Origin of the sequence: Paenibacillus sp. UNC496MF (assembly GCF_900113915.1) — a bacterium.
GTDB lineage: Bacteria > Bacillota > Bacilli > Paenibacillales > Paenibacillaceae > Paenibacillus_Z > Paenibacillus_Z artemisiicola.
On the sequence record NZ_FORE01000008.1, the window covers coordinates 414,543 to 428,395 of the forward strand.

Annotated in this window: 9 protein-coding genes and 1 rRNA gene; all 10 read left to right on the forward strand. The window is 65.2% G+C overall.

The features are described from left to right. Window positions 1-79: 79 nt before the first annotated feature. The gene (locus BMZ79_RS15785) at window positions 80-1,648 is read left to right on the forward strand and encodes an SWIM zinc finger family protein (protein ID WP_177222158.1); all 1,569 of its coding nucleotides are present in this window, start codon (window positions 80-82) and stop codon (window positions 1,646-1,648) included. Continuing rightward, on the forward strand, window positions 1,645-4,596 hold the full coding sequence (locus BMZ79_RS15790) for a DEAD/DEAH box helicase (RefSeq protein ID WP_090641544.1): 2,952 nt from the start codon (window positions 1,645-1,647) through the stop codon (window positions 4,594-4,596). The genes BMZ79_RS15785 and BMZ79_RS15790 overlap by 4 nt, the downstream gene beginning before the upstream one ends. Before the next feature lie 52 nt (window positions 4,597-4,648). Next, window positions 4,649-4,879: a hypothetical protein gene (locus BMZ79_RS15795; RefSeq protein ID WP_090641545.1), complete on the forward strand. Its 231-nt coding sequence runs from the start codon at window positions 4,649-4,651 to the stop codon at window positions 4,877-4,879. Between the two features lie 180 nt (window positions 4,880-5,059). Further along, window positions 5,060-6,037: an aldo/keto reductase gene (locus BMZ79_RS15800; RefSeq protein WP_090641547.1), complete on the forward strand. Its 978-nt coding sequence runs from the start codon at window positions 5,060-5,062 to the stop codon at window positions 6,035-6,037. Window positions 6,038-6,283: 246 nt separating this feature from the next. Next, complete coding sequence (locus tag BMZ79_RS15805) at window positions 6,284-7,687, forward strand: extracellular solute-binding protein (RefSeq protein ID WP_090641548.1); 1,404 nt, start codon at window positions 6,284-6,286, stop codon at window positions 7,685-7,687. 114 nt (window positions 7,688-7,801) lie between these two features. Next, window positions 7,802-8,686 (forward strand): carbohydrate ABC transporter permease, encoded by an 885-nt coding sequence (locus BMZ79_RS15810; RefSeq protein ID WP_090641550.1) that lies wholly within the window; start codon window positions 7,802-7,804, stop codon window positions 8,684-8,686. Further along, window positions 8,683-9,582 (forward strand): carbohydrate ABC transporter permease, encoded by a 900-nt coding sequence (locus tag BMZ79_RS15815; RefSeq protein ID WP_090641551.1) that lies wholly within the window; start codon window positions 8,683-8,685, stop codon window positions 9,580-9,582. Before BMZ79_RS15810 ends, BMZ79_RS15815 begins: the two co-directional genes overlap by 4 nt. Before the next feature lie 84 nt (window positions 9,583-9,666). Then, on the forward strand, window positions 9,667-11,463 hold the full coding sequence (locus BMZ79_RS15820) for a cache domain-containing sensor histidine kinase (protein ID WP_090641553.1): 1,797 nt from the start codon (window positions 9,667-9,669) through the stop codon (window positions 11,461-11,463). A gap of 4 nt (window positions 11,464-11,467) precedes the next feature. Further along, entirely contained in the window at window positions 11,468-13,153 is a 1,686-nt protein-coding gene (locus BMZ79_RS15825) for a response regulator transcription factor (RefSeq protein ID WP_090641555.1), read from the forward strand. 495 nt (window positions 13,154-13,648) lie between these two features. Further along, window positions 13,649-13,853, forward strand: a 16S ribosomal RNA gene (locus tag BMZ79_RS15830); the annotation flags it as partial.

The following is a 13,853-nucleotide window of genomic DNA, read 5'->3' on the forward strand; positions in this document are numbered from 1 at the left end:
AACTTCGCGCTTGCTCGCTTTATTCGCCGGCGAATGTGGTATAATGGCGGGAATGGGCATACACGAACGGAGGGTCGCCATGAGCACGTTTTTTCAGCTGGAGGACGGGCGGCTTCGGGCGCTGGAGGCCGCGATCGCAAGCGGCATCCCGCTCGACGTGCTGGAGAAGGGATTTGACTATTACCGCCGGGAGAAGGTGCTCTCCGTCCAAGCGATGGAGGGCTTCTCCGTCTACGGCGTCGTGAAAGGCACGGCGATCTACGCCGTCACGCTGGACAGCGACGACTTCGCGTTCAGCACGTGCACCTGTCCGGTTCGCGGCAGCTGCAAGCATATGGCGGCCGTCTTCTACGCGTATTACGCGTCGGTCGGCGAAAGCCCCGACGAGCTGCACAACCGGATGCTGAACGGCCTCGCGCCCGAACCGGGCGCGGCGGAGCGGCCGGCGGCGGACCCGTCGTCGCTCGAGCATGCGCCGGACCGGTGGCTGGACGACATGGAGGCTCGGCACGGCGAGACGTGGCGGCAGTGCCGGCACTCGCTTCATCCGCTTCAGTCCGTGCTGACCGCGATCAAGGCGGCCTCCAAGCTATGGAACGAAGGCTTGCGCCGCCTGCACTGGATGCACGGCATCGTCTTCGTGCTGGAACAAGCCGAGCGGGCGTACGGCCATACGGACAGCTACAGCCGCTACTATTACGAGATGGCGTTCGCCCGCATGACGGAGCCGTGGATCAACCAGTACCAGGAGCTCGCGGCCGAACTCGACCCGGCGGCGCTGACGCCGGAGGAGCGCGCGGCCGTGAACGGCCTGCTGGCGTTCTTCCACGCCCGGGACATGGATCGCGAGCAGCAGCTGCACCGGTGGGAGACGCTCTATTTCGCGCTCTGGTCGCGGCTGATCGGCGACGCCGGCTGGGCGGCCAAGGAAGAAGCGCTGCTGCGCGCCGAGCTCGACCGGACCAAGGAGGAGCGCGGCTTGTTCTTCGTGCCGATGGCGCTGGCGTTCCTGGCCTTCGCGGACCAGCGGGACGACGACGCCATGGCGCTGCTCGGCAAGACCGCGTTCAACCGCACGGCGCTGCTCGCGTCGGACTGCGCCCTGCAGCGGCTGGAGGAGCGGAACTGGCCCAAGCTGGAAGCCTGGATGGGCTATCTGTACGGCGGGCTGTCGGTCGACCGCAAGTCCAAGGCGTTCGGGCCGTTCCTGACGATGTGCCGGCTCGCGGACCGGCAGCAGCCGGACAATCCGAGCTGGCAGGGGCACCTGGTGTCGTTCCTGCCGTACTCGTATTCGGCGCTGACGGAGCACTGGCTCGACCAGCGGCAGTACGAGAAGTGGGCGGACCTGCAGCTGCTGTTCGGCATCGAGCCCGACGAGATCGACGTCCAGCTCGTCCGGGAGATCGGCAAGGCGGCGCCGCGCGTGCTGTATCCGCTGTACCACCAGGCGATCGACGGGGCGATCCGTTCCCGCAACCGCCAAGGCTACCGGCAGGCGGTCAAATTAATGAAGCGGCTGGAGAAGCTGTATAAAGCGGAGCAGCAGGGCGAAGCCTGGAGCCGCTTCGTGGACGGGATCGTGCGGAAGCACCAGCGGCTGCGGGCGCTGCAGGAAGAGCTGTGGAGGGGAAAGATCGTCACATGAGAGGATTCACGGGCGCGGAAACGATTGTAGTGGACGGATTTTGGAAGAACGGGGAGGGCGTCGTGCTCGCGGCCGCGCATGCCGCCGGATTGACGATCCGGCTGCGGCGGCTGCTGTTCGCCTGGCACGAGGCGTCCTGGTACGGCGCGGAAATCGAGGAGACGAACAACGAGCGGCTGAAACGGACGGAGATGCTGCTGACGCCCGCCGTCGCCCTGGATTACCTGTCGGCGCCGGAGCCCGTCAAGCTGCTGCGCGTGGAATGGACGGCGCGCGTCGCCGCGCTGTCCGAGCTGGCGGGGCTGCTGCGGCAGGCGCTGCTGAACGGCTGGTACACGCCGGATTGGTCGCGCTGGCGGCCCGAGGCCCGGGCATGGCGCCTCGACGTGCCGCAGCGCGAGGCCGATGCGCTGGCAGCCTGGCGGGCGCTCGTGCCGCGGCTCGAGGCGAACGGCGATCTCGGCGCCGTGCAGGGCTGGCTCGACGGGACCGTCGAGGAGCTGATCGCGACGAACCCGGCGGCGGAGCAGGCGTGGCGCGGCGCCGCCGCGGCCGCGGGCGAAAGCGCGCTCGCGATGAAGGCGGCGGACGAGGACGATTGGCTCGTCTCGATCGGCATGAAGCGGGACCACGTGCCGTTCCGGATCGCCCTGCAGCTGCTGGAGCCGGGCGTGGGCCGCGGCTGGCGGCTGCGGCCGGCGCTGCAGGACCGGGCGAACGGCGGGGCGTGGTTCACGCTGGAGCCGTCCGCGGGAGACGCCGCCGCCCGCGGCGCGGACGCCGGTCCGGCGCGCATCGCGCTGCCGGCCGATCTGCCGGCGGAATGGCAGCCCCACGTCGCCGCGCGGCTCGAGCGCGAGGAAGCCAAGTGGGCGGCCGCGCTGGCGGACTGGAGGCGGTTCGGCGACGGCGCGAACGCCGAAGAAGACGCGTCCGGAGAGCGCGTCGGCGCGGCGGAGCTCACGGACGAGGAGGCGTGGCAGTTTCTCGAGCGCGAGAGCGTCAAGCTGCTGGCGGCGGGCTGCTCCGTGCTGCTGCCGGGTTGGTGGGAAGCCGCCCGCAGCCGGAAGCTGAAGCTGAAGGCGAAGGTCAAGTCGTCCGTCGGCTCGTCGGACCAGTCGATGTTCGGCCTGCAGCAGATCGTCGACTTCGACTGGAAGCTCGCGGTCGGCGACGTTGACATGAGCGAGGCGGAATTCTTGCAGCTCGCGGCCCAGAACAAGCGGCTGCTGCAGGTCGGCGGGGAGTGGGTCCATCTCGATCCCGGCGACATGGAGCGGCTGCGCCGCTGGCTGAAGAAGAACGGCGCGAAGAAGGGCTTCACGATGCGCGACGTCTTCGAGATGCACCTGCGCGGGGAGACGGAGCTCGAGCCGGAGAGCGAAATCGGCGAGGCGCTCACCGCGGAGGTCGAGCTGAACGAGCATCTGGCCGCCTGGATCGCGAAGCTGAACGAATCCAGCGAGCTGCCGCTCGTCGAGAAGCCGAAGGCCTTCCAGGGCGAGCTGCGGCCGTACCAGCTGCAGGGCGTGTCTTGGCTGGCGTTTCTGCGGCGCTTCGGCCTCGGCGCCTGCCTGTCCGACGACATGGGCCTCGGCAAAACGATCCAGTTCACCGCGTACTTGCAGCATGTCATGGAGACGAGCGGCCTCGGCCCGTCGCTCCTTATCTGCCCGACGTCGGTTATCGGCAACTGGGAGAAGGAGCTGGAGCGCTTCGCGCCGGGCATCCGCGTGCTCGTCCATTACGGGCCGAAGCGGCTGCGCGGCGAGGAGTTCGCGGAGGCGGCCGCGGAGGCGGACCTCGTCGTCACGTCCTATACGCTGGCGCCGATCGACGAGCCGGAGCTGACGGGCGTCGGCTGGGACGTCGTCTGCCTGGACGAGGCGCAGAACATCAAGAACTATTACACGAAGCAGTCCTCGGCCATCCGGCGCCTGCCGGCGAACCACCGCATCGCTTTGACGGGCACGCCGATGGAGAACCGGTTGACGGAGCTGTGGTCGCTGTACGATTTCACGAATCCGGGCTACCTCGGCAGCCTGAACGAATTCCGCCAGGCGGTCGTCCTCCCGATCGAGAAGGACCGGGACGAGGAACGGATCGCGGAGCTGCAGCGCTGGGTAAAGCCGTTCATGCTGCGGCGCCTGAAGAAGGACCCGGCCATCCAGCTGTCGCTGCCGGAGAAGAACGAGATGAACACGTACCTGTCGCTCACCGTCGAGCAGGGCGCGATCTACGAGAACGTCGTGTCCGAGCTGATGAACGGCCTGGAGAAGGCGGGCGGCCTGCAGCGGCGCGGGCTGATCCTGTCCACGCTGACGCGGCTGAAGCAGGTGTGCGACCATCCGAGCCTGCTGCTGAAGGAGGACCGCGTCTCTTCCGGGGCGTGGGATCCGGAGCGCTCCAACAAGCTGCTGCGTCTGCTCGAGATGGCGGAGGAGATCGCGGCGGAAGGCGAGCGCTGCCTGATCTTCACGCAGTACGTGGAGATGGGGGCGACGCTGAAGCGGCTGTTGGAGGAGCGGCTCGGCCTGCCGACCCCGTATCTGTACGGCGCCGTGCCGAAGGTGGAGCGCGACGCGATGATCGAGACGTTCCAGAACGAAGCCGAGCCGGGCTGCGCGTTCGTGCTCTCGCTGAAGGCGGGGGGCACGGGACTCAACCTGACCGCGGCCAACCACGTCATTCATTTCGACCGGTGGTGGAATCCCGCCGTCGAGAACCAGGCGACCGACCGGGCGTTCCGGATCGGCCAGCGCCGCAACGTGCAGGTGCACAAGTACGTGACGCTCGGCACGCTGGAGGAGCGGATCGACGACATGATCGCGCGCAAGCAGCTGCTGAACGAGCAGGTCGTCAGCGGCTCCGAGAATTGGATCACGGAGCTGTCGACCGACGAGCTGCGGGAGCTGTTCTCGCTGCGGAAGCATCGGCTAAAAGGCTAAACCCGAGGCGCCGGACCGAGAACGGCGCAGCGAAGCGAAGGAGGGGACCGCGATGGCGGAGGAACAAGCGGACGGACGAGGTGCGGCAAGCCGCTCGGAAGCGGGACGAGATGCCGGGTCAGGGGCGCCGGCGGGCGAGCCTGCCGGAGGTCCGGCGCCGCCAAGCGGGGAAGAAGCCGAGGGCGGACATTCCGCCATCGGACCCGAAGGCGCCGCCCCGGAGTGGCGGGGCTTTTACCGAGCCGTTCGCGATGCGGTGCTCGGCATGCGTCCCGAAAAATAAGACGTCATGACATACCCATCGCGGCGCGTTATTCATTATAATGAGGAAGGGAATCCTTTCCTCATTTTTTTGTTGCGCGTTATTGCCGTTCGAGAGTCCGGATGCGCGGACGGCCGGCCCCCGTGCGGGAGGCGCGGCGCCGGCGCGGCCGGATCAACACAAGCGAAGGAGCGATGGAGAATGAAGTACACGTATTTGGGACGTTCGGGCCTCAAGGTCAGCCGTCTGTGCCTCGGCACGATGAATTTCGGCGTCGACACGGAAGAGAAGGAAGCGTTTAAAATCATGGACGCGGCGCTCGACGCCGGCATCAATTTCTTCGATACGGCGAACATTTACGGCTGGGGCGAGAACGCCGGCCGCACGGAGGAAATCATCGGCCGCTGGTTCGCGCAGGGCGGCGGACGCCGCGAGCGCACGGTGCTCGCGACGAAGTTCCACGGCGACATGCACGACGAGACGGACGGCCCGAATCGGGAGAGCGGCCTGTCGGCGTACAAGCTGCGCCGGCATCTCGAAGGCTCCCTGAAGCGGCTGCAGACGGACCACATCGAGCTGTACCAAATGCACCACGTCGACCGCAACGTCAGCTGGGACGAGCTGTGGAACGGCTTCCAGGTCGCCCGGAACCAAGGCAAGATCGGCTACGTCGGCGCCAGCAACTTCGCGGGCTGGGACCTGGCCGTCGCGCAGGGCGAGGCGAAGGCGCGCGGAATACTCGGCCTCGTCTCGGAACAACATAAATATAACCTGCTCTGCCGTTTGCCGGAATTGGAAGTGCTGCCGGCGGCGCAAGGGCTCGGCATCGGCGTCATTCCGTGGAGCCCGCTCGACGGCGGCCTGCTGGCGGGCAACCTGAACCGCGGCGGCGCCGGCAAGCGTAGCGGCGACAAGGCGCGCGCGGACAAGCACGCGGCGCAGCTGACGGCTTACGCGGCGCTATGCGACGAGCTCGGCGAACGCGAGGACGTCGTCTCGCTGGCCTGGCTGCTCGCCAACCCGGCGGTGACCGCGCCGATCATCGGCGTGCGCACGCTGGAGCAGTTCGAGCGCTCCCTGCGCGTCGTCGACGTGGAGCTGGACGCCGCGACGCTGGCGCGCATCGACGAAATTTTTCCGGGCCCGGGCGGCGAAGCGCCGCGCGCGTACGCCTGGTAACGGACTAACGGACGACCCGCGCGCATTCGCTTGGCGCGGGGATACGATTCTCCGCATCGCCCGCAGCCCACAGGATGTTCGCGTCCTGTGGGCGTTTATTATTCTCCCTCGTCAGGCGGCTCCGTCGAAAAGTCGCCCGCGCCCGTCGTATTTTCGACCTCCTTTCTTTTTCCAGGTCGCTTTATAATGCAAGTGTAAGCAGCGGCGACAGGCACGGAAACCATACGAATACGGGGAGGTCTTCTCATGAAGAAAGGCTTGACGGCGGCCGCGGTGACGCTGATGTCGGCGGCGCTCCTGCTCTCGGCTTGCGGCTCGTCGAACGGCGCGGACGGCGCGAACGGCAATGGCGGCGCGAACGCCGGCAGCGGCGGCGCGGCGAACGAGGCGCCGAACGCGCCCGCGAACGGCGCGGACGACGCGAACGCCCCGGCGCCCAAGGACGTCACCCTCTCGCTTCGCCATACGCAGATCAAAGAAACGAGCAAGGTCCGCCTGAAGATTCTCCAGGACGTCGTCGCGAAGACGATGGACGAGAATCCGGGCCTGAAAATCAATCTGGAGGGCATCGACGAGGTCGTCAACCGCGACCAGAAGCTGAAGGCGGAGATGGCGGCGGGCAACCCGCCGGATATTTTCGAAGTGTTCGGCGGCGCGGACCTGAACCTGTACGTGAAGGCGGGCCGGATGCTCGATCTGACGCCGATCATCGAGGAGCTCGGCATCAAGGACAAATTCGCGAGTCTCGACGAATTCACGGTCGACGGCAAGGTGTACGGCCTTCCGTTCGGCGGCTACAGCGAAGGCATTTTCTATAACAAGCAGATGTTCGCGGACATGGGGCTGTCCATTCCGAAGACGTTCGACGAGCTGCTGACGCTCGCCGATGCGATCAAGGCGAAAGGCAAGACGCCGTTCGCGCTGGCCGCGAAGGACGCGTGGGTGAACGGCATGCTCTGGAACACGGTCATGGAGCGCCGCGTCGGCATCAAGGCGTTCGAAGGGCTCGTGACCGGCGCGGCCAAATGGACCGACCCCGACTTCGTCGCCGGCTTCGCCGATTACGCGAAGCTCGTGAACCACGATTATTTCACCAAAGGGGCGCTCGGCCTGCCGTACGCGGAGCAAGGGGCGCACTTCCTGAAGGGCGACGCCGCGATGGTGTTCACGGGCACGTGGGACGCGAACCGGTTTACCGGCGACGAGGCCGGCGACCTGAAGGGCAATATCGGCTACTTTTCGTTCCCGGCCATTCCGGGCGGCAAAGGCGACCAGACGTCGATCAACGCCAGCTATTCCAACGGCTTCGGCTTTTCTTCCAACCTGACGGACGACCAGAAAGCGATGGTCAAGGCGTTCATCCGCGACTTCTACACCGAGGAGGTCCAGAAGCGGACGCTGCTCGAAGACAAGGTGCTGCCGTCCATGAAGCTGTCCGATCTGTCCGGCGTCGATCCGCTCATCTCCGAGGTGCTGCAGGTGATGGCCGGCGCGTCGTCCTCCTGGAAGGCGTTCGACGCGATCGTGCAGCCCAGCGTGGGCGCCGACGTCGGCGTCGGCCTGCAGGAGCTGATCGGCAAAGTGAAGAAACCGGAGGACGTGGCGAAGGAAATCCAGGCGTCCCAGGAGAAGGCGAACGCGCAGAAATAGCCGCGCCGGCGGTCCCGCCTGGCGTCAACGCGGTCGCTTGCGACACAGGGAGGGCGTCCTGCCGAACCGGGCGCCCTCTTTTCCGTTCGACCAGTCCACGATCAGGAGGTCCCCATGAACAAAACGCTGCGGAATCCTTGGACCTACGCGGCCTTCGTGCTTCCGACCCTGCTGCTTTACGCGCTGTTCTTCGTCTATCCGGTCATCGTGTCGTTCGCGTACGGCCTGTTCCGGTGGGACGGCATCTCCGAGCGGACGTTCATCGGCCTCGGCAACTTCAAGCGGCTGCTGCGCGACGCGACGTTCGGCCAAGCGTTCGGCAACAACCTGCTCTTCCTGGCGTTCTCGCTCGCCGTCAACATTCCGCTCGTGCTGGCCGTGGCGATCGCGATCGGCAAGGTCCGGCGCCTGCGCGGCTTTTACAAGTCCGCCGTGTTCGTGCCCGTCGTCATCTCGACCGCCATCGTCGCGATCCTGTTCGGCGTGCTCTACGATTACGACTCCGGCCTGATCAACCAGGCGCTCCGGCTGATCGGCGGGGAGAGCTGGGCCCGGGAATGGCTGGCCGATCCGCGCCTCGCGATGCTCGCCATCCTGATCGCGAACGCCTGGCAGAACGTCGGCTTTTTCATCGTGCTCTGCCTGGCCGCGATTCTGAACATTCCGGGCGAGGTGTCCGACGCCGCCAGGATCGACGGCGCGAACGGTTGGCGCGAGACGCGCCTGATCACGCTGCCGCTCATCCGTCCCGTCCTGTTCGTCATGCTGCTGCTCAGCGTCTCGGGCACGCTGAAGGTGCTCGACATCGTCCAGATCATGACGAACGGCGGACCGTTCCAATCGACGGAGGTCATGTCGACGTACATGCTGAAGGTCGGCTTCCGCTCCCTGGAGCTCGGGTACGGCAGCGCCATCGGCGTCGCCATGTTCGTCATCACGCTGGCCATGACCGGCATGCTGCAGCGCATCGCCAGGTCCGAGGAGGTGCGGGAGGAATGAAACGCGCCGCTTTCTTGAACGTTTCGCGGCCGGGATCGGGCACGCCGCGCGGTGGCTTTCGGCTGGCGGACCGTCTCCGCCGAAGCCAATTTCCGCTGCATCTGCTGCTCTGCGCCTACGTCGCGGTCACGCTGTTTCCGCTCGGTTGGCTGCTGCTCTCCTCGTTCAAGACGAACCGGGAAATCACCGTCGACACGTGGGCGCTGCCGAAGCGGCTCGACTTCGCCAACTATAGGGCGGCGTGGGAGACCGCCCATATCGGCCGCTATGCGCTGAACAGCCTCGTCGTGACGCTCTCGGCATGCCTTCTGACGCTGGTGCTCGCCTCGGCGACCGCCTTCGCGCTTTCGCGGATGCGGTACCGCGGGCTCAGCACGCGGTTGTACGCGTTCGTGCTGGCGGGGCTGATCGTGCCGCCGAGCGCGGTGTTCATCCCGCTGTACCGGCTCGTGACGGATCTCGGGCTGATCGATACGCTGCCGTCGCTGATTTTGGTATACTGCACGTATGCGCTGCCGATCACGGTTTTCATTCTCCACGCCTTCATGCGCTCCGTCCCGCCCGAGCTCGAGGAAGCGGGCGTCGCCGACGGGCTGGGGGCGGCGGGGCTGTTCGCCAGGGTCGTCCTGCCGGTCACCGCGCCGGCGCTCGTGACGGTGTTCATTTTGGCGTTCATCGGCAATTGGAACGAATATATTTTCGCCCAGCTTTTCGTGACGACGGAGTCCCTCCGCACGCTGCCTACCGGCATGGCGACGTTCAACGACGGTTACCGGACGAACTTCTCGTCCCTGTCCGCGGCCTTCATCATCAGCATCGCGCCGGTGCTGGCCGTCTACCTGTTCCTGCAGCGGCAGATCATCGACGGGATGACGGCGGGCAGCGTCAAGGGCTGATTCTTCCCTCCCTTCGTCCACCCGCGCGGCCGAACTTGCCCGGTTCCCGCGAAAGCTGCGACATCGATAAGGAGTCCACCGCCCATGAATCTTCGCCCAAAGCTGCTGCTCGCCTTCATCGCGCTCATCGTCGTCCCGCTCATCGGGCTCGGCATCGCGTCGTTCCTTAATTCGGAGCATCTGCTGGAGAAGAAGTACAGCGAACAGACGGAACTCACGCTGAAGGCGGTCGGCGGCAACATCCGCTATTTTTTCCGGGAGCTGGACCAACTGACGGACGCCGGCGTGACGAACCCGAGCGTGCAGGACGCGCTGCGCAGCTCCCGCGATTCCGTGAACGACGCGAGCCGGCTGATCGCCATCAGCCAGTACGAGAAGTCGCTCGGCAAGATCCTGTTTCAAAATCCCGCGCTCAGCATGGTCGTGCTCTACGGCAGGGACGGCACGATGTTTCGCTCGTACCGCAACGACCCGACGACGTTCAAGCCGATCCCGTACGAACGGCTCCAGGGGCACTCCGTCTACCCCGAGATTCTGAAGCTTGCCGGGCGGCCGCTCTGGCTCGGTCCCTACGAGCAGCAGGACCTGACGGGCACGGGCGCCGCGCTGTTCACGCAGATGCGGCTCGTCAAGGACGCCGATACCTTGAACGACGCCGGCATCATGGTCACGCAGGTGAAGTCGGACGAGGTCGACAGCATGCTGCAGGACTTCACGCTGACCGGCGGGCAGCAGACGCAGACCCGGTACCTCATCGTCGACCGGGACGGCCTCGTCCTGATGGACAGCCGCCACGAGCTCGCGGGCCGTCCGGTGAACGCCGAGACGAAGCTGGACTTGCCGGCGACCGCGCGATACGCGAGCTTCCGAGGCTTGTTCGGGCATGAGGACTCTTTGATCTCCGCGTACGATTTGGACCGGAGCGGCTGGGTGCTCGTGTCCGTGAAATCGTGGCAGTCGCTGACGAGCGAGAACGTGCGTTTCGTGCAGTGGATCGGCGGGATCACGCTGCTCTGCCTCGTGTTCGCGATCCTGTTCAACATTTTCTTCGTCGGCGGAGTGGCCAAGTCGATCATCCGCGTCGTCCGCAAAATGCGCCTCGTCGAGCAAGGCATGCTGGACATCCGCGTGCCGGCGAAGGGCAAGGACGAGACCGTGCTGCTCGCGCGCAGTTTCAACAGCATGGTCGAAACGATCGGCCGGCTGCTGACCGAGGTGCGGCAGGAGCAGGAACGCAAGCAGCGCGCGGAGATGATGCTCATGCAGGCGCAGATCAAACCGCATTTTCTGTTCAATACGCTGGAGTCGATCAACGCTCTCGCGGCGCAGAACGAAGGCGGCAAAATCATGGCGATGGTCCGCCGGCTCAGCATCCTGCTGCGCACGAGCATGCACCACTCCGAGACGATCACGATCCGCGAGGAAGTCGAGCACGTCCGCAGCTACCTGGAGATTCAAAAATACCGGTTCGAGGACATGTTCGGCTACGAGCTCGACGCGGCGGACGAGGCGCTGGACTGCACGATTTTGAAGCTGACGCTGCAGCCGCTCGTGGAGAACAGCATCCAGCACGGCTTCGAGGGGCTTCCGTACGCGGGCACGATCCGCATCGCCGCCAAGGCCGGGGCGGACGCGATCGTCTTCGAGCTGACGGACAACGGCATCGGCATGGACGAAGCGGCGCTCAAGCGGATCAACGGCTTCGGACGGACCCGGGCGTCCGGGGCCAACGCGGCCGAGCAGGGCGAGCGGCGGGGACTCGGGTTGCATAACGTCGCGGACCGGCTGCGCATCCATTACGGGCCGAAGTACGGCTTGCGGCTATGTTCGGCGCCGGGGCACGGAACGGTCATCCGGATCACGATTCCGAAGCAGAGGTGAGGACATGAACGGCAAAGTACTGCTCGTCGACGACGAGCCTCCGATCACGCGCAACCTGGAGAAGGTCATTCCGTGGAGCATGCTGGGACTGGAAATCGCCGGCACGGCGAGAAACGGCGTCGAAGCGCTGGAGCTGCTGGCGGCGGATCCCGCCGACCTCGTGCTCTGCGACATCCGGATGCCGGTCATGGACGGGCTTGAGCTCGTGCGGCAGATTCGGGAGCGCGGGCTGCCGTGCGACGTGATCATGTTGTCGGGCTATCAGGATTTCGCGTACACGCGATCGGCCATTCAATACGGCGTCAAGGATTACATCCTGAAGCCGATCCCGTACGACGAGTTGACCGGCGTCATCGCCCGCGTCATGTCCGAGCGGCGCAAGCGCGCGCAGCAGGAGCGGGAGGAGCAGCGCAAGCTGGAGCGCATCATGGACCTGGCCAACGAGAAGCTCCTCTACGACGTCCTGATGGATTATACCGATTCGACGCCGGACAACTGGCTGCTGGCGGGTCAGGAGCAGCTGCTCGGCGAGCCGAAGTATACGCTGGTCGTGCTCGACATCGACGTCTGCTCGGAGGACGTGCGGGACTGGCGCGACTGGCCGGACAAGGAGCGGAAACGGTGGAATTTCGCCGTCTGCAACATCCTGCGGGACGCGCTGCGGCGAGAGGAGGTGCCGCATTCGGTCATTCAGATGCGCGACGGGGAATGGTGCGTGCTCTTGCTGGGCGGCGCGGACGATCCGTCCGTTCCCGGCGCAGCGGACGCCGAGCGCGAGCAGCTGTGCGGCAAGCGGGTCGTCGGCTGGACGGAGCTGCTGCTGAAGGCCGTGCGGCAGCACGCGAAGCTTGGGCTGCACGCGGGCGCGTACTACAAAATCGCCGCGATGAACGAGCTGTCGGAGGCGTATACGACCGTCCGGCGCGGCATGCAACTTGCCTCGGACGGCGGTCCGATCGCCTTCTACGGCGCGGAACAGCCCCCGGCTTACGAGATCGGCCGGACGCTCTGGGAGACCGCCGAGCGGCTCATCGCGGCGATGAAGCGCGGGGACGCGGGAGGCGTGGACGAGGAGCAGCGGCGGATCGCGGAGCGGCTTCAGGGAGCGGGCGGCGTGCCCGAGGGGCGGCTGAAAGCGTGGCTGCACTTTCTGGCGCTCCACTTGATGCGCGAGCTGAAGGAAGCGGGCCTGCTTCCCCGGGAGCAGGAGGAGGCGCTGTGGCGCAAGATGGACCGGCGCTTCGGCGTCAAGGACCTGCTCGCCGCCATCCGGCAGGCGTCGAGCGAAGGCGCGGCGCGGTCGACGGACAAGCGGAAGCATTCGGAGCTCCAGATGGCGCAGGCGAAGCATTACATCGACCGCCACTTGTTCCGCGATCTGAGCGTGGAAGAGGCCGCGACGCACGTCGGATTGTCGACGTCGCATTTCAGCCTGCTGTTCAAGGGCGCGTTCGGCGAGACGTTCATCGAATACGTGACGGGGCAGCGGATGGAGGCGGCAAAGGCGCTGCTGCAGGACACGCCGAAGAGCGTCGCCCAGATCGCGAAGGAGGTCGGGTACTCCGAACGCCGGTATTTTACGAAGGTGTTCATGAAGTATACCGGCCAAAATCCGACGGAATACCGGATGGCGCTTCAAGGCGCGGGCACGTACCCGCAGATCGAGGAAGACCCGGAAGACGAACGGTAACCGACCGGTCGACGGCAGCTGCCGTTCTGCTTATCGGAGCGGTATGCGCTTGGCTGGCGATGGGAATATGCCGTCCCGGGTAACCAAACCCGTTCGATTGAATAGACGATCTGGGCTGTTGCTGCCGCCTGGATAGCCGTCGTGCCTTTGTCGATTTCTTGAATGGCTGGCAACTGTAAAATTTTACAACTTGCAACTCTATTCGTCATCGTGGTATATTCTAATTCCGGCCGGGACGAACGAGAAACGGCGCGGTGATCGAAACCGCAACAAGCCCGAAATTAATGCTTGCCAAACGGTTTCGAGATATGATATATTCTAAATCCGGTCATGAGCCGAACGATGAATGTAACAACTTTGTTCCTTGAAAACTGAACAATGAGCGACCTGTCAAAAGGTTTGAACAAGCTAGTTTTTGAATGAGCTAACAAGCGAATTCATGCCTGCGGAATGCTGCATGTCCAACCTCCGGTTGTACACGCAAACCAATCCGCTTTTATGGAGAGTTTGATCCTGGCTCAGGACGAACGCTGGCGGCGTGCCTAATACATGCAAGTCGAGCGGACTTTCCCTTCGGGGAAGGTTAGCGGCGGACGGGTGAGTAACACGTAGGCAACCTGCCTGCAAGACCGGGATAACATTCGGAAACGAATGCTAATACCGGATACGCAGTTTCCTCGCATGGGGAGACTGGGAAAGA

What these genes read in the sequence shown, in the direction of transcription:
- BMZ79_RS15825 (WP_090641555.1), top strand. Translation starts at nt 11,468, where the DNA reads ATGAACGGCAAAGTACTGCTCGTCGACGACGAGCCTCCGATCACGCGC.
- BMZ79_RS15805 (WP_090641548.1), top strand. Translation starts at nt 6,284, where the DNA reads ATGAAGAAAGGCTTGACGGCGGCCGCGGTGACGCTGATGTCGGCGGCG.
- BMZ79_RS15815 (WP_090641551.1), top strand. Translation starts at nt 8,683, where the DNA reads ATGAAACGCGCCGCTTTCTTGAACGTTTCGCGGCCGGGATCGGGCACG.
- BMZ79_RS15810 (WP_090641550.1), top strand. Translation starts at nt 7,802, where the DNA reads ATGAACAAAACGCTGCGGAATCCTTGGACCTACGCGGCCTTCGTGCTT.
- BMZ79_RS15795 (WP_090641545.1), top strand. Translation starts at nt 4,649, where the DNA reads ATGGCGGAGGAACAAGCGGACGGACGAGGTGCGGCAAGCCGCTCGGAA.
- BMZ79_RS15785 (WP_177222158.1), top strand. Translation starts at nt 80, where the DNA reads ATGAGCACGTTTTTTCAGCTGGAGGACGGGCGGCTTCGGGCGCTGGAG.
- BMZ79_RS15790 (WP_090641544.1), top strand. Translation starts at nt 1,645, where the DNA reads ATGAGAGGATTCACGGGCGCGGAAACGATTGTAGTGGACGGATTTTGG.
- BMZ79_RS15820 (WP_090641553.1), top strand. Translation starts at nt 9,667, where the DNA reads ATGAATCTTCGCCCAAAGCTGCTGCTCGCCTTCATCGCGCTCATCGTC.
- BMZ79_RS15800 (WP_090641547.1), top strand. Translation starts at nt 5,060, where the DNA reads ATGAAGTACACGTATTTGGGACGTTCGGGCCTCAAGGTCAGCCGTCTG.